At 61.1% G+C, this 18,365-nt stretch carries 13 protein-coding genes; 9 read left to right on the top strand and 4 right to left on the bottom strand.

Annotation, left to right across the window (positions count from 1 at the left end; all coding sequences use genetic code 11):
- Window positions 1-53 precede the first annotated feature (53 nt).
- Window positions 54-1,325, bottom strand: coding sequence for a Bcr/CflA family multidrug efflux MFS transporter (locus tag A4R35_RS02590; RefSeq protein WP_399358667.1), 1,272 nt, complete (start codon window positions 1,323-1,325; stop codon window positions 54-56).
- A gap of 191 nt (window positions 1,326-1,516) precedes the next feature.
- Window positions 1,517-2,125 (bottom strand): DUF4202 domain-containing protein, encoded by a 609-nt coding sequence (locus tag A4R35_RS02585; protein ID WP_112426255.1) that lies wholly within the window; start codon window positions 2,123-2,125, stop codon window positions 1,517-1,519.
- Window positions 2,126-2,495: 370 nt separating this feature from the next.
- Here A4R35_RS02585 and A4R35_RS02580 point away from each other — a divergent pair, with 370 nt between their 5' ends.
- Window positions 2,496-4,196 (top strand): ArnT family glycosyltransferase, encoded by a 1,701-nt coding sequence (locus A4R35_RS02580; RefSeq protein WP_146747092.1) that lies wholly within the window; start codon window positions 2,496-2,498, stop codon window positions 4,194-4,196.
- A gap of 82 nt (window positions 4,197-4,278) precedes the next feature.
- Here the strand turns inward: A4R35_RS02580 and A4R35_RS02575 are convergent, their stop codons facing one another.
- Window positions 4,279-5,196 (bottom strand): class I SAM-dependent methyltransferase, encoded by a 918-nt coding sequence (locus tag A4R35_RS02575; RefSeq protein WP_112426251.1) that lies wholly within the window; start codon window positions 5,194-5,196, stop codon window positions 4,279-4,281.
- A 562-nt stretch (window positions 5,197-5,758) separates the two neighbouring features.
- On the opposite strand from A4R35_RS02575, the gene A4R35_RS02570 reads away from it, so the two are divergent.
- Entirely contained in the window at window positions 5,759-6,634 is an 876-nt protein-coding gene (locus tag A4R35_RS02570) for a PHP domain-containing protein (RefSeq protein ID WP_112426249.1), read from the top strand.
- 262 nt (window positions 6,635-6,896) lie between these two features.
- Window positions 6,897-8,411, top strand: coding sequence for a carboxylesterase/lipase family protein (locus tag A4R35_RS02565; protein ID WP_189361253.1), 1,515 nt, complete (start codon window positions 6,897-6,899; stop codon window positions 8,409-8,411).
- A 186-nt stretch (window positions 8,412-8,597) separates the two neighbouring features.
- Here A4R35_RS02565 and A4R35_RS02560 read toward each other — a convergent pair whose 3' ends face one another.
- Window positions 8,598-9,467: a class I SAM-dependent methyltransferase gene (locus A4R35_RS02560; protein WP_189361252.1), complete on the bottom strand. Its 870-nt coding sequence runs from the start codon at window positions 9,465-9,467 to the stop codon at window positions 8,598-8,600.
- Window positions 9,468-10,059: 592 nt separating this feature from the next.
- On the opposite strand from A4R35_RS02560, the gene A4R35_RS02555 reads away from it, so the two are divergent.
- From A4R35_RS02555 to A4R35_RS02530, 6 genes are all read left to right on the top strand, one after another.
- Window positions 10,060-10,929, top strand: coding sequence for a class I SAM-dependent methyltransferase (locus tag A4R35_RS02555; protein WP_112426243.1), 870 nt, complete (start codon window positions 10,060-10,062; stop codon window positions 10,927-10,929).
- Window positions 10,930-11,547: 618 nt separating this feature from the next.
- Window positions 11,548-12,399 carry an ABC transporter ATP-binding protein gene (locus A4R35_RS02550; RefSeq protein WP_112426241.1) on the top strand — a complete coding sequence of 284 codons (852 nt, stop codon included), beginning with the start codon at window positions 11,548-11,550 and terminating at the stop codon, window positions 12,397-12,399.
- Window positions 12,374-13,264, top strand: coding sequence for an ABC transporter permease (locus A4R35_RS02545; RefSeq protein WP_112426239.1), 891 nt, complete (start codon window positions 12,374-12,376; stop codon window positions 13,262-13,264). The genes A4R35_RS02550 and A4R35_RS02545 overlap by 26 nt, the downstream gene beginning before the upstream one ends.
- 173 nt (window positions 13,265-13,437) lie before the next feature.
- Window positions 13,438-14,481 carry an ABC transporter substrate-binding protein gene (locus tag A4R35_RS02540; RefSeq protein WP_223258154.1) on the top strand — a complete coding sequence of 348 codons (1,044 nt, stop codon included), beginning with the start codon at window positions 13,438-13,440 and terminating at the stop codon, window positions 14,479-14,481.
- 283 nt (window positions 14,482-14,764) lie between these two features.
- Entirely contained in the window at window positions 14,765-17,530 is a 2,766-nt protein-coding gene (locus tag A4R35_RS02535) for an ATP-binding protein (protein ID WP_112426237.1), read from the top strand.
- Window positions 17,493-18,218 (top strand): response regulator, encoded by a 726-nt coding sequence (locus tag A4R35_RS02530; protein ID WP_112426235.1) that lies wholly within the window; start codon window positions 17,493-17,495, stop codon window positions 18,216-18,218. Before A4R35_RS02535 ends, A4R35_RS02530 begins: the two co-directional genes overlap by 38 nt.
- Window positions 18,219-18,365 lie beyond the last annotated feature (147 nt).

Genomic DNA, 18,365 nt, shown 5'->3' with positions numbered 1-18,365 from the left:
GAGCGAGTCAGATCAGGGGAAGAAAGAGGAGCTGCAGGTAGCCCCAGAGTGGGTTAGTGACCTTCCAGGTGCTCGACCTCCGCCGCCAGGGAGGAGGCAGCGTTTACCGGCTTGCTTTGTCCAAGAAGCAGGAAGGTGATGAGGGCAGCCAGACCAAGGAAGCAGATCACACTCGCCATCGGCAGAGCAGTGTGCGCGCCAGCAACGCCAACGAGCGGTGAGGCCAGCGCCCCCAGGATAAATTGCAGTAATCCAAGGAGGGCAGAGGCACTGCCGGCTGAGTGTGGATGGTCAGTCAGCGCTAAAGCGGCTGCATTCGGGAATACCATGCCCTGACTGGCGACGACGACGAAAAGCGCGGGAAGAATGCCTACCAATCCGACTCCACTGATCACTGCTAAGAAGAGTCCTCCACTGCCCAGGGCCACGGCTGTCAAGGCTCCCGCCAGCAGCTTGCGCGGCGCTACTCTGCTAACGAGACGCCCGCTAATCTGTCCCATAACGGCAATGCCCAGGGCGTTCGCGCCGAAGATCAGGCTGAAGGCCTGGGGCGAGAGACCATAGATCTCCTGCGTGACGAAGGGCGAGCCAGAAATGTAGGCAAACATGGCCGCCGCCGAGAGACCACAGGAGAGCGCATAGCCAATGAAGGCTTTATCGATAAGCAGACGGCGAAAGGTGCCCAAGGTCACGCTTAACTCTCCGCTCTGCCGTCGCTCCGGCGGCAAGGTCTCAGGTAGCCCCAGAAGGACCGCTACCCACATCAGGGCTACAAGCAAGGTAAGGAAGAGAAAGATGCCACGCCAGTTGGTGAGACGTAGCATGAGGCCGCCGATAAGAGGGGCAGCGATGGGCGCAACGCCACTCACCAGCATGAGCATAGAGAAGAAACGGGCCAGGGCGATCCCACTGTATCTGTCTCGTACAATGGCTCGTGCGATGACGATGCCCGCAGCTCCGGCCAGTCCCTGGATCAGTCTGAGACCAATCAGGAGCGTAATCGATGGTACGATGGAACATAAGAGCGAGGCTAGAATGTAGGCGAGTAATCCGACCAGCAAAGGACGCCGCCGCCCAAGGCTATCGCTCAGCGGCCCTGCCAACAATTGGCCAAGGGCAAGACCAACAAGGCAGGCGCTCAGCGTGAGCTGAGCCGCCGAGGCGCTGGCCCCCAGGTCACGGCTGAGCAGGGGCAGCGCCGGCAAATACATATCAATCGAGAGAGGACCAAAGGCTGCCAACGATCCAAGAATGATGATCAGCAGGATATAGCGCCATCTCTCCAACGAATGCACCTGATGATTGGACCGCTCCGTATCATCCAATGATGTCTGTCTCATTCCTTCAGCAACCTGATAGATACACAAATATCTATATACGCCACAGCAGAGCTGGTTGCTCCGGGCAGGGGGCGTAATCTGCTGCTCTCGTCCGACCGCCTTTGTGGCTGCAGTATCCCAAGGGCAGGGCCTGGACGTGGCTTGTACTCTGGGACACCGGGGCGGCAGCTTTTATTTTACTCTTGCAGGGAGGGCTTTGGCTCCCCTGGGCGCTTCAAGTGCTCTTCTTGCTGACGAAGCTTCTCCAGAGCTTGCTGATAGAGAGGTATGGCCAACTGGCGGGCCTCCGGTAGCCGTATCCGCGAGTACATCCAGGAAAACTTGGCGCGAACAGCTTCAGGTGTCCAGCCAGCCCAGGTACTGCTCAGCATATCAAGAAAGGGTTGGACGTTGACCTCCAGGAAGCTGAGGCTGTCCGCCGCCTGGACCCAATCAGCTTCGGGCCATCCTCCTACCTCGTGCACGCGGATCAGGGCCATTACCTCTTCTATCAGGTCGGCTGGCGCCTGTTGCTCACGCAAAAAGCCGCCCACGATGCGCGCCGAGCGCTCGGAATGCGCTTGTAGATAGAGCGGGTCATCTGCTCCACGCGAGAGATCTTGCTTTGGGCTATCGGGTCCAGGGAAGGCTCGCTCCATGTCGTGAGTCAGGGCCGCCAGCAGCATAGCCTCTGAAGCAGCTGGGTTGATCTGCCGCAACCATTCTTCTGCCCTCAGAAGATGGGGGACCTGGGAACCGGCATGCTCCTTGACCCAGGAGCGCGCGCATGCCAGTAAGCTCTCCATCGATTGTCTCGCCCTTTCCTTATCAATGCAAGCAAGCAAGTACTGCTCACTGTCTCTAAGCATAAGTACCCCTGTCAAGCTCGCCTGGGGGCTGGTGCCGCAGCTCGCACCCTGAGCCTGGCAGCGAGGCCCGGACCTCAACCGGAAGGTCGCCAGGCATTTGCTGATTGTGACAGTTTCGTCACTACTGAGCTTCATCGCCAGCTCAGCGGCTTGCAGCCGTTTTCCTCTGCTGTGGCACTTCCTCAGACTACGCCGCGCAGCGACTAGCTCCTCTGTCTCTGGTCGGTTGACACCCTATTGTATCCATGCTACCATCAACGGCAAAATTGGTCCTCTATCACTATATTTTCTATCGAAGTGTATGACTATGACCATTGTTAAAGAGAAATTGCGTAGATTGGCTTTCCTGGAGAGATGGCACCTGGTCGCGCTCGGCCTTATCCTGGTTGGGGTCAGCCTGCGCCTGATGCTGCTCAAGCAGCACTGGCCCTGGACCGATAGCGATGAGGGGATCTTTGGTCTGATGGCGCGCCATATTGCCTATCAGGGCGAGCGCCCAACGTTTATGTATGGCTCGTTCTATATGGGACCACTTCAGGCTTACCTGGGGGCCGCCTTCTTTCATCTGTTTGGATCATCGCTTCTTGCTCTGCGGCTTGGCTTGGTCATGCTCTTTGCACTCTTCCTGGTTGCTCTCTATCTCCTGACCCGTACACTGTATACTCCAGGGCTGAGTCTGCTGACGCTGGCGCTGCTGAGCCTCGGCTCACCTTATATGCTCACCTATCAACTGCGCTCTTATGGGGGCTATCTGGAAATCCTGCTCTGTGGCACACTGGCGCTCCTGATCGCTACCCGGTTAGCGCTCTCCACTGGCCCTACGCTCTCGGGGCGCCGCCTCCTGCTCCGCTGTGGGGGCTATCTGGCCTGGGGCATCGTGGTGGGCCTGAGCCTCTGGAGCGATATGCTTTTCTTACCACTGATAGGCTTCTCTGGCTTTTTAATCATATTTTTCTGCTGGCGTGATTTAATACGTCTGCTACCCGTTATTTGCATGCTGGGTGGCCTGGCACTGGGCATGTGGCCGCTGCTGGCCTATAATCTGCACGCTCCTCCAGGTCTTGATACGCTCAGCGCCGTGGCTGTGCAGCAGCAGGGGCCGGTGCCGCTGCACTATACACCAGCCCTGGTCTGGCAGCAGATTAAGGCCACCATTCAGCTCTCTCTGCCCACGATTAGCGGCAACCCTTTCTGCCCAGTCAGCGAAGTGCCGGTCTTGCGGGACCCCACCAGCGCCCCTACGCTGGCCTGCCGGCTGGCTCATCTCGGCTGGGGCACTGGCTATTTGCTGCTTTTTCTCGCCGCTCTGGGGCTGGCCGGTTGGGATCTGTGGTGCCTGGGACGGCGCTCCCGTCTGGAGGGTAAGGCTGATCAGCAGGCTGACCTGGTCCGGGCCAGCGCTCGCCTGCTGCTGTTGCTTGCTGCGGCCATCACCCTGGTGCTCTTCATTCATAGTCTTGCACCGCTCAAGTGGCCCTCTCTGCATGGGCGCTACCTGATCATTTTTTGGGTTGCGCTCCCCGCGATCCTCTGGCCCCTCTGGCAGGGTATGCGGGCCACGTGGTCCTTTCTGCCCAGGTTACGCCAGTCTGGTCGCACGCTCTGCCTGGCTCTGCTGCTGTTACTACTGCTCTTCTATGGAATCGGTACAGCCCAGGCTTTTGGTGAAACTTCCACAGCTCAGCTGTACTATCAACAGGATATGGCTTTTGTACATCGGCTGGAGGAGCTGGGCGTGACCCACTTCTATAGCGATTATTGGACCTGCTATAAGGTGGCCTTCCTCAGCCAGGAGCGCCTGACCTGTGGGGTTGTCAACCAGCAGCTGCAGCCGGGCTATATTCGCTACTGGCCCTATTACTGGGCTACCCACGCCGATCACCATGCAGCTTACGTGCTGCCACGTGGCGACTACGATGCCGCCCTACAAACGTTGATGGCCCAGCCGAATCGGCACTATCGCCTGACGCTCTACGGAGACTACTTCATCGTGCAACCAGTAGGATGACAGCCCTGGCTGGCAAGGGACTTAGAACAGATGCAAGAGTAGCGTTTCCTGTCAGAGGGGGAGTCGGAAGGAACGACCCTACCTAGGGGGTAAAAGGCTTCTGCCCGTAGCCAACGATAAAAGAGCAGTAGGCCCGCAGGCTGTTCCATTCCTGGTTAGCGCTTTCGATAAGATTGTACACTTCTTGCTGCGAAAGATTGAAATAGGCGGCCAGAGGTGTGCTGATCGCTTTCCAGATCTCGCGCAGGTCCAGGGCCAGCAGGGAGCCGATTCGTCCTCCCCACTCCCCTACCGGTGCTTCGACGGTGCGCATATAGACGTTGACAAGCCTGGCTTCTTGAAGATAGCGTTCCAGGGAGCGCGCCACTGCTCCCTCCGTGTCTAAGCCCCGCTGTGCAGCCAATTGGGTTCCCATGCTCAGGAGCTTCTCGTTTGCCGGTCCCGCAGGGGTGACACGCAGACCCAGCCCGGGCTCGACCAGCTCAACCCAGCCTCCCGGGGCAGCCACCCGAGCCAGCTCGCGCACTACCTCCGGCCAGGCAGCCAGAGGCAGAGCTGAGGTCAGGAGCCGCTGGTGGACAAAGTCGAAGGAGGCGTCGGCAAAGGGTAGACCCCGCAGGACATCGCCCTGGACGAAGCGATAATTAGAGGGAGGGGTGGTAGCTTTGACCTGCTCCAGGTCGACGCCGACTACTTCCGCCTGTGGGAATTGCTGGCAGAGTTCAAAAGCCCATTGCCCGGTACCACAGCCAACATCCAGAATGCGCTGCGGCTGCCCAATGGGGGCCAGGTAGTTGGCCCGTAGCAGGGCACGCAGAACGTAATGTTGGAAATCCAGCCGATTGACTTCGCCCAGGTCCTTGGGCAGCATGTAGGGCTGCTCTTGCAAAAAGCGACGCTCACCCTGCAGCGGCGGTAAAGCAGCACTCTCCGCCACTACCTGGCCCGTCGCGCGCGACGCTGGCACCGAGCGCCGTCGCCGAAAAACCCACCAGGGCATGGAGAAGCTCCTTTCTGCAACAAGATGACCTGGCGCTGGTGGCAGCAGAAGCAGCAGCCGGCAGACAGGTAGCCAGACAGACACATACAGTGAGATACAAATCCCCTGACCTGTCTCTTCTGGAGCAGGCCCGGCTTCTTCGCCAAAGGCAGGAAGGGGAGTACATCCGGCGCCAGGCCTGGCGTCGTTATCTGCGAGCACTCGCTCAATTGAGAGTGTAGGTAAGACACGCGCTCTCTGTCAATTGTAAGCACAGCCAGCTGAGGAGAGCGCCGCCCTTTATTAACAGATTTTTTATGTGAGCAGATCAGACGTGCAATAGAAGCGAATCTTGAGACCAGCTCGAGGCCGCCAGTCCAGCGCCCTTCTTCGCTGTTGCCGCCAGCAGAAACAGTCGTGTACCATCTAAGAGATGATTTTATCCAATCGAACCAACAACATGAGTCCATGACGCGCTTCCTGTCGGCGACGGCAGCGCTCACCTCAGCAAAGCGCTTGCGGGAGATGCCAGGAGGGGGCTCCTCTCTGCTGCTCTGCTGCTGGGATCTGAAGGAGGCATCAAGTGCAACAACGTCTTTCTGAGCAGGCCACGATCGATCTTCATTTGCATACGACCTGGAGCGACGGACGCTGGACTGCGGCAGATCTCTTAGCTCACGTGCGCGAGCGGGGCTTTCAATTGATTGCCGTTACAGATCATGATCGAGTGGATACGCTCGCCCAGCTGCAGCGCCTGGCGAAGGAGCAAGGGGTTGCCGTTCTCAACGGCGTTGAGATCAGCGCTGCCTGGCAAGGCCAGATGGCCGATGTGCTTGGCTACGGCTTTGATCCTGAGCAGCCGGACCTGCGGTGGCTGGTGGAGCAAGTACGTGAGGGGCAACGAGCTAACGCAGAGGAGGTTTATGCAGAGCTGCTCCGTCGCGGCTACTCCTTTCCTGGGCGGGAGAGGCTCCTTGCGGCGCAGGGTAACCGGCTGCGAGTCGCTGGCGACTGCGGGTTCCTCCTGCTGAAGCATGGCTATGTCTCCAGCTGGAAAGAGGCCCTCGCCGTGATCCGTGACGCGGGCTATCGGGAGATTAAGGCGGATCTGGCCGCTGCGATTGACGTGCTCCACCGCAGTGGGGGCCTGGCCCTGATCGCCCACCCGGGCCGCGGTCTGCGTGAGCCGGCGGAGTTCACCTTCTACAGCCCCGAGCTACTGGATCGCGTACGGGCGGAGGTCGCCATCGATGGGCTAGAGGTCTACTATCCCACCCACGGGCCGGAGCTGGAGGCGACCTATGAAGCGTATGTCCAGCGTCATGGACTGGTCATGAGCGCTGGCTCGGATTCGCATGGCCCTCCCGGTCGTCTACCTGTCGGCTACCCGGCGTGGCGCTGCCGGGCGCTATTGGAGCGGCTGGGGATCGCGGTCGAGCCGGAAGGCCAGGCATCTTGAGGCAGTGGCCCGGCGAAAGGGTGCCGGGGCCCGGAATAGCAACGATCAAGTGATAAGATGATGATGGCCCCGATGCCACCTCTTCTTTTTCTTTGATTACCAGGCCTGGTCCCTGCAGAAGAGAACAAGATGGTCGCCAGCGCTTCGGCGGGATGGTCACGAAGCGGCGCTGGCAGGGTCCGCTTTCTGCGAAGGCAGGACCTGGCGGCGGCAGTGAGGCCTTCACTCAAGCCTATCTGCATCGATGAGCAGGAGTAGAAACATGAGCGAATGCATTGTCGAAACTCGCTACGGGAAGGTTCAGGGCTATCAGCAAGGCGCCATCTGCGTCTGGAAAGGCATTCCTTTCGCCCGCCCTCCGATGGGAGCCAGGCGCTTCCGCCCCCCTGAGCCAGCTGAACCGTGGACGGGCGTGCGTCCGACGACAGCCTTTAGTCCGATGGCTCCCCAGGTTGCCGAGATGGGGGCCAGTATGGTTGGCGCCATTGGGGCCGAGCGCGTTGTTGATCCGCGTCCGATCAGCGAGGACTGCCTGTACTTGAATATCTGGTCTCCTGCCGCAGATCAGGGGAAGCGCCCGGTCATGGTCTATATTCACGGCGGGGCCTTCACCATCGGCTCAGCCTCCGACCCGTGGTATGACGGCGCGTCATTTGCAGAGCGTCACAATATCGTAGTGGTTTCGCTCAATTACCGGCTGGGGATTCTGGGTTTTGTCTACCTCAAGGAGCTGGCTGGCGCGGCCTCGGGCTACAGCGGCAACTGCGGTCTGCTCGACCAGATCGCTGGCTTGCGCTGGGTACGCGAGAATATCGAGGCTTTCGGCGGCGATCCCGACAATGTGACGGTGATGGGCGAATCGGCGGGCGCCATGAGCATCGCCGCACTGCTGGGCATGCCCGCGGCGCGCGGCCTCTTTAAGCGGGCGATTCTGCAGAGCGGTGCCGCCGGCGACCTTCCTACTGGTGCCGAGGCCACGCGCGTGGCTCAGGCCCTTCTGGCCAGGCTGGGTCTGGACCCTGCGCGGGTCGAGGCACTGGCTGAGGTCCCGGTGGAGAGCCTGCTCAAGGTGCAGCCGGAGCTGGGACGAGAGTTCGGCGGAGTTCGCGCTTTCAGTCCGGTGATCGACGGTGAGACGCTGCCGCAGCATCCACTGGCCATGCTGGCCCAAGGCTCAGCCAAAGATGTGGCTGTGTTGCTGGGCACAAACCGCGATGAATGGCGGCTGTTCGCTCTGATGGGCGGCGGTGCCCAGATCAACGAGGCGCTCCTCCAGCAACTCTTTGGTGAGGCCGCTCAGCGGGTGCTCGCGCTTTATACCGCGGCGCGTGAGGACCATTCTCCAGAGTTCGCCTGGATTGATCTGATGAGCGATCTGGTCTTTCGCATCCCGGCTATTCGCCTGGCGGAGGCCCAGGTTCGGCAGGGGGCCCCCGTCTGGATGTACCGCTTCGATTGGAAGTCGCCCGCTTTCGGCGGGGTGCTCGGGGCCGCGCATGCAATGGATATTCCTTTTGTCTTCAATACGCTCGATGTGGAACTCTCGCGCCTGTTTACTGGTACCTCGCCCAGTCGGCAGGCCCTGGCCGATCTGATGCATGCCTCCTGGGCAGCCTTCATTCGTACCGGGAACCCGACTATCCCCAGCCTGCCGGAGTGGCCACGCTACGATCTGGAGCGGCGCGCAACGCTGATTTGGGATGAGGCGCCTTCTCTGGCGGAGGACCCCCAGGGGGAGCTACGGGCGTTGTGGGAAAGGGTCAGACTGGTATTCTGAAGCCCGACCGCCAGCCAGCAGGAGGTAACCAGTCCCTCTCTAGTGGCACCTTCTCAGGTGAGCCTCGCACTGGCTAGCGGCAGGTACGAGGCGGGAGTAGTACCCGCCTCGCACTTCAGGCGATCTTCCCTTTGCTTCCTGGCTGCACGGCATAATGGCGCCACAAGCTGGGTCGGGCCAGGAGGGTTAGCTAGCTGCCGGTTTTTGAGCGCAGGCAACAGCCAGAGAGTAGGAGGTTCGCAGCTCATTCCATTCGTGGTTGGCTTGATCCAGCAAATCAAGCACTTCCTGTTCGGAGAGGCCAAAGCGCGCCGCGACAGGAGCACTGATAGCCTTAATTCCTTCGCACACATCAATAGCCATCAACGATCCGAGCCGTCCTCCCCATTCCCCAACAGGAATCTCGATTGGATAGCGCTGGACGTTGATCAGACCAGCCTCTAGCAAGTAGCGGTCCAGCGAGCGCATCACCTGGCCCTCGCTATCGAGACCGCGCAGAGCTGCTAGCTGCCCAATCAAGCCGATCAACTGCTGGGTAGCTGGACCAGCAGGGGCAAAGTTACTCGAACTAGAGCTTCCCTCAACAAGTTCGATCCACCCACCGGGAGAGGTGACGCGCACCAGCTCCTGTACCACGCCCGGCCAGGCTGACAAAGGAATAGCCAGGAAGAGAAGGCGCTGATGGACAAAATCGAACCAGTTGCTCTCGAAGGGGAGGCCATCCAACACATCGCCTTTCACAAAACGATAGTTTGCTGGCGGCGAGCTACTTACCTTGACCTGGAGCAGGTCAAGGCCGATGACTTCGGCCTGGGGAAATTGCTGGGCCAGCTCGATAGCCCACTGCCCAGTGCCGCAGCCAACATCGAGAATGCGCCGCGGCTGCTCAATGGGAGCCAGATAGTTGCCCCGCAGGAGAGTGCGCAACACATAGTGTTGGAAATCGAGACGGTTGACCTCTCCCAGATCCTTCGGTAATAAGTAAGGTTGCTCATCTAAATAGCGGCGATGGCCTCGCAGACGTGGCAAAGCCACCTCTCCAACCGACCTGCGCATCGGCTGCGCTGCCGGATCTGAGCCTCCGACACCTTTGCTAACTCGGCGGCGAAACAGCCACCAGGGCATCCTTTCCTCCTTCCTGATCCCGCCGTTATCATCTACCAGGTAAGGGAGACGAAGAGCAAGGCCGCGACGGCCTTCTCCCCCAACAAGTGGACGGAACACGAAGCCAGTGGGCTCCTCGGGAGAAAGCGTAGTTCAGCAGGAAGTGTAGAAAAGAGGACAAGTTACTGTCAAGATGCCTTGCAGGGAGAAAGGGCAGTCGCCCTGATTTTTATGACTTTTTCATATCCCGCTCACCAGAGTGTAGGAACAGGCCCGGCCAGGAGTGGAGGAGAGCACTCACCGTTCTCCTCATGGGAAGCGGACCGGCGGCAGACAGGCCGGGCTCTGGCCCCGACCATCATTTTCCGACGGAGGCCGGGCCACTTTTGTCAGGGCCATGCCACTGCCGCTATGCTACCCTGGCTCTTCCAGCTCTGGGCTGCTTTCTGCTACACTTGAGGAAGAAGCGTGCTGAAGAAGATGCCATCAGTCCCGGAGGCGCCCAGAGCAACGCGCCTCTTCAGGCTGGAAAGGAAGCAAGTGCATGGCGGAAGTAGATCATACGTATGTGATCGATCCAGAGAATGCAGGCGAGTTAGCCCGCCTGATGCAACAGGATCGGCTGCTGACGGAAGGCATGGGTGGTCTCTTTCCCGAGGGTCAACTCCTGCCGGAGGGCGGGCGAGTGCTCGATCTGGCCTGTGGCCCTGGCGGCTGGGCCTTAGAGGTGGCTTTTCACTACCCTCGCGTTGAGGTGATCGGCATCGACATCAGTCCGCTGGTGATTGAGTATGCCCAGGCCCAGGCTCAGTCACGTGGACTGAGGAACGTCCGTTTCCAGGTTGGCAATGTGATGGAGCCGCTGGCTTTCGCCGACGCCTCTTTCGATCTAATTAACGGGCGCGCTCTCTCGGGTTTCATGCTGCCAGCGGCCTGGCCCCGCCTGCTGACTGAGTGTTCCCGTCTGCTCAAGCCCGGCGGCATCTTGCGCCTGACCGAGGGAGAACTTCCTCTGACAACCAGCCCAGCCTACGAGCGTTTTAGCTCCTTGATCGCCGAAGCGTTCCGGCGAGCTGGGCAGAGTTTCTCCCCTGACGGGCGCCATCTCGGTATTACACCGGTACTGCCACGGATGGTACGCCAGGCCGGCTTTGAGGAGGTACGGCTGCGAGCCAGCGCTATCGAGTGGTCAATGGGGACGGAGATGTATTATCCTGTCTTCAAGGATCATCTGGCCGGAATGGAATTGATTCGACCCTTTCTCGTGAAAGTCGGCTTAATCGGTCAAGAGGAGTTAGGAACACTGATTCAGCAGGCGATGGCCGAGATGCAACAAGAGGATTTCTGCGCGCTCTGGACGCTGCTCACCGTCTGGGGACGTAAGCCTACGACCACGGCCAGCACCACCGTATAGAAGAGCTGGTCGTTGCTCGCTGACGGTTGAGCAGCGCGAGTTGCTGAGTGCGCTGTCAGCTCCAGGGAAGCGCCCCGCCGTCAGCGAGCTGCCCCTTCATTCCCATCTTGGCTTGGTTGCGTCGGCTATTCTCCGCAGCCCCCGAGAGTGATGCGCCCTCCACTTCCAACGCTTAGCAAAAGCAATAGATTGGTCGCAAAGGTTCAGGCATTCCTGCCATAAGGAGCACCGCCACAAATCAAGGCCCTTCTATCGGATCATAGGCTGCTTCTCGATGACAGGCCCCTGATAGACATGCTGCTCAGCAGCACGCCACGCCCTGAGGAGAGCCTTTCCTGGCAAGGCAATGAGCATTTATGCAATGTTTAACTCTCACCAAGGGGCATTTATGCGTTATTTATCCATCATGAGCTAAACTCATAGTGTCCGCTCAGAGACGAGCCATTGAGAACGGAGCCAGCCGGCCAGTCGGGTCGTCTCGCCATCTGCCTGACCGTCCCACTGGCCGGCTGGTCGGCTAGCCGGGCAAGATCGTAACAGAGAGAGCATCTTCTTCGGCAGCAAGAAGCACGAACAATGCAACACTCACAGAACAAGGTATCATCCGCTTCACCCCCTATGCCACGCTCCCCACTCCAGGAGGCCTCCGGTGACAGGCGTCCGACGGGCAGCGCGCCGGTCATTGAGCTACGCCAGGTGACCAAGCGCTTCCTCACTCCCCGTGGGCAGACCTATACCGCGCTACGCGACCTGAGTCTGAGCGTGGCCCCGGGCGAGTTCTGTGCGCTCATCGGCCCCACCGGCTGCGGCAAGTCCACGACATTGAGCCTCATCGCCGGGCTGGATAGCCCGAGTGCCGGCTCCGTCCTGGTCATGGGGGAAGAGGTGCATGGCAACGACCCGCGCATCGGCTATGTCTTTCAGACCGACGCCGTCTTCCCCTGGAAGAACGTGCTGCACAACGTGGCCGCCGGTCCCCTCTTTCGTGGCGTCCCCAGGCGGGAAGCTCTGGAGCGTGCCCGCGCCTGGATCGCCCGCGTTGGTCTGGCCGGCTTCGAAGACCGCTATCCGCATCAGCTTTCGGGCGGTATGCGCAAGCGTGTGGCCCTCGCTCAGACTTTCATCAATGAGCCACAGATCCTGCTGATGGACGAACCATTCAGCGCTCTCGATGTGCAGACACGCACGCTGATGGAGAACGAGCTACTGCAGTTGTGGTCCGCGCTCTCGGCCTCAGTGGTCTTTGTGACCCACGATCTGGAGGAGGCGATCGCCCTCGCCGATCGTGTCTGCGTGCTGACTGCCGGACCGGCGACGGTCAAGGGCATCTATACCATCGACCTGCCTCGTCCGCGCAACGTGGCCGAGATCCGCTTTGATCCGCGCTTCGTTCAGCTCTATCACGACATCTGGGAGGACCTCCGCGACGAGGTGATGATCAGCTATGAGCGAGCCAAACACTCTTCTTGAGCGGCAGCAGAGCAGTGCTCATCCGACGGCGGAGACGGACAGCGCTGCTTTGGCGGCCCTGGTTCGGCGACGGCGACGCCGGCGCTGGCTCATTAATGCTCTGCGTTTGCTGCTGCTGGTGGTTCTGATCGGCGGTTGGGAATTGGGGGCCCGCCTGGGCCTGATCGATCCTTTCTTTTGGGGACGCCCATCTGGGATCTGGCAGCAGCTGGTGACCTGGGTGCTCCACGGCACCGCCCAGGGACCGCTCTGGGTACAGATCGCCGTGACCCTGGAGGAGGCCCTGCTTGGTTTTCTGATTGGGGTCGTTCTCGGCATCAGCTTCGGCGTCCTCCTGGGCCGCAACGCCTTCCTCGCCGAGCTGCTCGGCCCTTATATTAAGGCCGCCAATTCTATTCCCCGCGTGACTCTGGCGCCGCTCTTCGCCATTGGGCTGGGCCTGGGCAGTCAATCGAAGGTCGCCCTGGCGGTCGTCCTGGTCTTTTTCATCGTCTTCTTCAATGCCTTCCAGGGCGTGCGCGAGGTCGATCGGAACCTGCTGGCCAACGCCCGCATTCTGGGAGCCAACCGCTGGCAGCTCTTCCGCGAGGTGATCCTGCCATCGGCGCTCACCTGGATCATCGCCAGCCTGCACACAAGCTTTAGCTTTGCGCTGGTGGGGGCCGTGGTCGGCGAGTTCGTCGGCTCGATCGAGGGCATCGGTCTGATGATCCAGAACGCCGGCGCCACCTTCAATGCCAATGGGGTCTTCGCGGCCATGCTGATTCTGGCCGCAGTCGCCCTGCTCTCGGAGATAGTGATTACCGCCCTGGAGCGGCGTCTCCTGCGCTGGCGCCCGAGCGCCCTGAGCGAGGTCACCCTCTGACACCGCCCCAGTTCTGGGTGGGCAATACACGCCTTCACCCGAGCCGCACCTGAGCAGTCAGCTGATAATCAAGGTGCGGCAGCACCCCAACCCGAAAGAGGCAACGTCTGGAGGCCGTCTGAACAGCCCAACGAATGGAACGGAACGCACGAAGAGAAAGGAAGAGAAAGACCATGTGTGTCAAGCGACAGTGGCTGCGACAGCCCATGACCGTGCTTATCCTGCTGCTGGCCGCGCTGGTCAGCGCCTGTGGGAGCAGTGCAAGCGGGCCAACCGTGAGTAACGGCAAGATCCAGCTCAAGATCATGGTCGGGGGGCTGAGCAAGCAGATTTATCTGCCCAATATGCTCACCCAGCGGTTGGGCTACTTCGCCCAGGAGGGCCTGGCTGTCACTCTCATCGATGAAGCGTCCGGCCAGTCGGCAGAGGACGAGGTGCTGGCCGGCCAGGTCGATGCAGGCTCTGGCTCCTACAACCACACCATCGAGCTGCAAGCGGCAGGCAAACAAATGGAGTGCGTGGTACAGCTCGATATCGCCCCGGGCGAGGCCGAAATTGTGGCCACGCGCGAGGCTGGCCAGATCCGCTCGGTCAGCGATCTCAAGGGGAAAAATCTGGGGGTAACCGAGCTGGGTTCGGGAACTCAGACCCTGACAACTGTCCTTCTCCACAAGGTTGGCATCGCCCCCAATCAGGTCCACTTCGTTCCGGTGGGGGCCGGGGACACGTTTATTGCTGCCCTGCAACAGGGCAAGATCGACGCCGGCATGACGACTGAGCCAACTATTTCGCGCATTCTGGCGAGCGGTATCGGCAAGGTCCTGGTTGACCTGCGCACCCCCCAGACCACGCAAGCCGCCCTCGGTGGTCCTTATCCCTTTATCTGTGTCTTCATGCGCAACGACTATGTGAATGCTCACAAGGACGTGGTGCAGAAGCTGGTCAATGCCTACGTCAAGACCCTGAAATGGATTCACAGCCATACGGCGGAGCAGATTGCCGACATGATGCCCGCCGACTACTACGCCGGCAACAAGCAGCTGTACGTGACAGCGCTGCAGAACCAGCTGGCAATCTTCAGTCCCGATGGCCTGATGCCCACCGGTGGCCCGGAGTTTGTTCTGAGTACCGAGCAGCAGTCAAATAGCTCGGTGCAGGGGAAGCAGATCGATCTGAGCACGACCTACACCAATGAGTTCGCCAGCAAGGCCAGTTAGGGAGGAGAGCACGGTCTGAGCGCTAGACGGATCAGGAGCATCGACATAGTATAATGGGATGTCGTTGACGCTGCCCTTGCTTCCTTCGAGCACCCAGGCAGACCGAGCAGGGCAGCGTCTCCCAGGTCTCGGCCTTTGGCCCTGCTCGGAAGACAGCCGTAACACTGGGGTGCCTGTGCCTGGCCCCAGAGAGACGTACCGCGAGAGCTGCGGGACCGACCAGGGAGGAGGCAGGGAACCCTGAGAGAGAGAAGCCAGCCAGGTTCACTGTGGAGAAAGGCTTATGCGGCCTGCGCTTCATCGCTCCCTATTGACTCGTCTGCTCACGGTCTATCTGCTCTTCGTCTTGGTCGTCCTGCTTGGCGGAGTGGGGATCAACACCCTGGTTGAGCAGCGGCTGCGCAGCGACGTCCAGGCTGCCGATCAGGCCCTGGCCGAGGAAATCGCTCGCGAGACGAGCCTGCAACTGTTAGGAGCCGAGCAAGCGCTACAGAGCCTGGGCCGGCTGGTAGTGGAGTCCCAGAGCGAGACCCCCGCCGCACTTGAGCGCCTCTTCCAGGCGTGGCACGATGCGCGGAGCGATGTCGATCACGTCTACTGGCTTGACCCTTTCGGGGCGGTGCTGGTAGCCTGGCCCGCGGGCCATGTCGTCGCCGGAGCCGAATTCTCGCCGCCCACAGTCGTCGAGCAGGCCCTCAAGAGCAGCCAGCCCGCCTTCGAGGTGGGCATCGTGGGACTGGCTCCCAGCAGGCTGGCCACGCCAGGTGTGATTGTGGCTCAGGCCGTGCGCTCTCAGGGACGCCTGCGCGGCCTGATCGCCGCCAGCTTCTCTCTGGCCGAGTTGAGCCTGCCGCTGGTCAATGTGGTTCAGGCTCAGCAGAGACAGAGCAAGCACCTGATGATTACGGTGATCGATGGGGATGGCGTCGTGGTGGCCGCCTCCGAGCGCGGGCGCCTGCTGGAGACAGCCCTTAGCGAGCTGCCAGGGGTAGCGCTGGCCCTCCAGGGTCAGAGTCTCTCGCGCGCAGGACCGGGGCCGGACGGCCAGGATTGGCTGTTCAGCTCTGTGCCGGTGCCGAAAGTCGGCTGGGCGGTGGTGGTTGAGCGACCAGCGAAGGAGGCCCTGGCCGTCGTCGATCAGTTCCATCTCTGGCTCTTGCTCGTGGCCTTGCTTTTTACGTTGGGGGGTCTGTTCTTCTGGCTGCTCCTGCACCTGCGCGTCATTCGTCCCCTGCAGACACTGGCCAGTCAGCATCAGGCTTTGCCGGCCAGCGCCGATGCCATCCCGACTGCCACCCTCCTGCTCGCCCGTCAACGCGACGAGATCGGCGATCTGGCCCGCTCGCTGATCCGCCTGGAGCGCGATGGCCTGCGCAAGCTGAGCGAGCTGCATACTTTGCTGGAGACCTCGAACGCCGTGGTTCGCTCACTTGATCCTCGCGCCGTCATCGAGGAGATCATGCACGAGGTTCAGCGCCTGGTCGATGTCCAGGCGGTGGCGGTCCTTCTGCCCGATGAGCAGGGAGTGCTCCGCGTCTTGCAGAGCAGCGGTCACAGCGAGCGCTACAATCGTCTGCTCTCCCTCTCGCCCGCGCGCGTCAGCTCGGCGGCGGTGCTGGCCCTGCGCAGCGGTCAGCCTGTGCAGAAGTTACTCGACGGCAGCCAGCCCTCCTTTGCCTACGATGACGGCTTCCGCGCGGTTCTGGCTCTGCCCATCATCAGTCATCACGTCGGCAGCGTCGTCCTGGTGGTCCACCGACGGGAGTCGCGCCTCTTCGAGGAGCACGAGGTTCAGTTGCTGTCGACCTTCGCTAACTATGCCACGCTCGCCTGGGAGCACGCTGTGCTCTACGAACGCAGCGATGAACGACTGCGCGAGGTCGCTCAGGAGAACGCCCGCCTCTATCGGCGAGCCACCGAGGAGAAACAGCGGCTGGCGGCCATCATGGAGAGTATGCAGGATGGGCTGCTCCTGTTGGGCACTGACCATCAGATTCTCTACGCCAATCAGGCAGCATGCAGCATCGCCGGTCTCCCGCGGACAGCTCTGGAGGGACAGTCTATCGCGGCCTTCTATGAGGCTCTGCAGGCTACAGGGGCTGAGGCCGCGGCCTGTGCCCAGGCCCTGAACCAGACCGAGCCAGCGACGTTTCTGATCGAGAACGGTGAGGGGCGCCAGGCACGTACGCTGCAGCTGCGACTCTTCGCTGTGCAGAGCGAGACCGGAGAGACGATCGGACGGGGCCTGCTCGTGCGCGATGTGACACGCGAGCGGGAGCTGGACGAGTTTAAGACAACCCTGCTGGCAGCGGTGGGCCATGAGGTGCGCACCCCCCTGGCGGCGATTAAAGGCTACGCTTCGACGCTGCTGCAGCCAGATGTGCGCTGGTCTCCCGAGGAGCAGCAGCAGTTTTTGCAGACCATTCTGCAGGAGGCCGATCGCCTGACACAGCTTGTGCGCAATCTGCTCGATCTTTCACGTCAAGAGGCTGGCCTGCTACAGCTCAGGTGCACCCCTGTCGATCCACGCGCGCTGGTGCTGGCGGTTGGCGAACGGATCAAGTCAGGGAGAGCAACGCTGACGGTGGAGATCCCGCCAGGGCTGCCACCGGTCCTGGTAGACCGCGGACGGATCGAGATAGTACTCCACAATCTGATCAGTAATGCTCTGCTCTACGGGGCGCGTCAGGTTCAGGTCAAAGCCTGGCGCTCCTCGGACGAGGAGGAGGCTCTGATCTTTGCTGTGCTTGATGACGGACCAGGCATCGCCCCCGAGGAGCTGCCACACATTTTTGAACGTTTCTACCGGGCTTCCCGTGGACGCCGCCAGCATGCTGGTGGAACGGGTCTGGGCCTGGCAATCTGCAAGGCGTTTGTGGAGGCCCACGGAGGGCGCATCTGGGCCCAGAGCAGTCCGCAAGGCACAGCGATGTGCTTTTCGCTGCCGTGCGCCTCGCAGTCGGCATTGACGACGCTGCGCGAGGTAGTCGAAGAAGAGGGAGGCTCCGGCGATGGTTACAGGCAAGACCAGGCGCATTCTGCTTGCTGAGGATGAGCTGGCCCTGCGGGACTTCGTGAGCCGCAATCTGCGCGTGCGCGGCTTCGAGGTGCTGGAGGCCAGTACCGGCCTGGAAGCGCTGGCGCTCTTTGAACGGGAGCGACCGCACCTGCTGATTCTTGATCTGATGATGCCGCGCATGGACGGGCTGGAGGTCTGCCGGCGCGTGCGCGAGCAGTCGACGGTTCCCATTATCGTGCTGACAGCCCTCGACGCTGAGCGAGACAAAGTGGCCGCCCTGGATTTGGGGGCCGACGACTATTTGACAAAGCCCTTCGGAGTCGAGGAGCTGCTGGCACGGGTGCGGGCCGTTTTGCGACGGACCCAGTGGGAGAGCGGAACGCCTGCGCCACCAGCACGGGGGGCGCGACGCTTCGGAGAGATCGAGGTGGATCTGGACAGACGAACCGTCCGCCGCAGCGGCGAGGAGGTCCGCCTTTCTCCAACGGAGTTTGCTCTCTTGGAGCAGCTGGTTACCCAGGCCGGCAAGGTGCTGACACATCGCTGGCTGCTTCAGCGCGTCTGGGGACCAGAATACGGCGGTGAAGTGGAATACCTGCGGGTCTATCTGAATCGCCTGCGTCAAAAGCTGGAGCCTGACCCGGCCCATCCACGCTACTTGCTGACCGAGCCAGGGGTGGGCTACCGCTTTGTGGCCCCTGGCCCCAAGGTGGAGTAGGACAGTGCGCTCTGGCAGCTCACTGTCGCTGTCCTCCCCGCGCCTGGCCTGGGGCCAGGCTCACGAGGAGGAGAGGCTCACTGACAGTTCCAGTGCAGATGCTGGTGTAGCTGGTGTGGCTTATGTAGCTCCCGCACTTCCTGCCGC

This window comes from Thermogemmatispora tikiterensis (assembly GCF_003268475.1).
Classification (GTDB): Bacteria; Chloroflexota; Ktedonobacteria; order Ktedonobacterales; family Ktedonobacteraceae; genus Thermogemmatispora; species Thermogemmatispora tikiterensis.
This window is presented reverse-complemented; position numbering and strand designations above follow the sequence as displayed.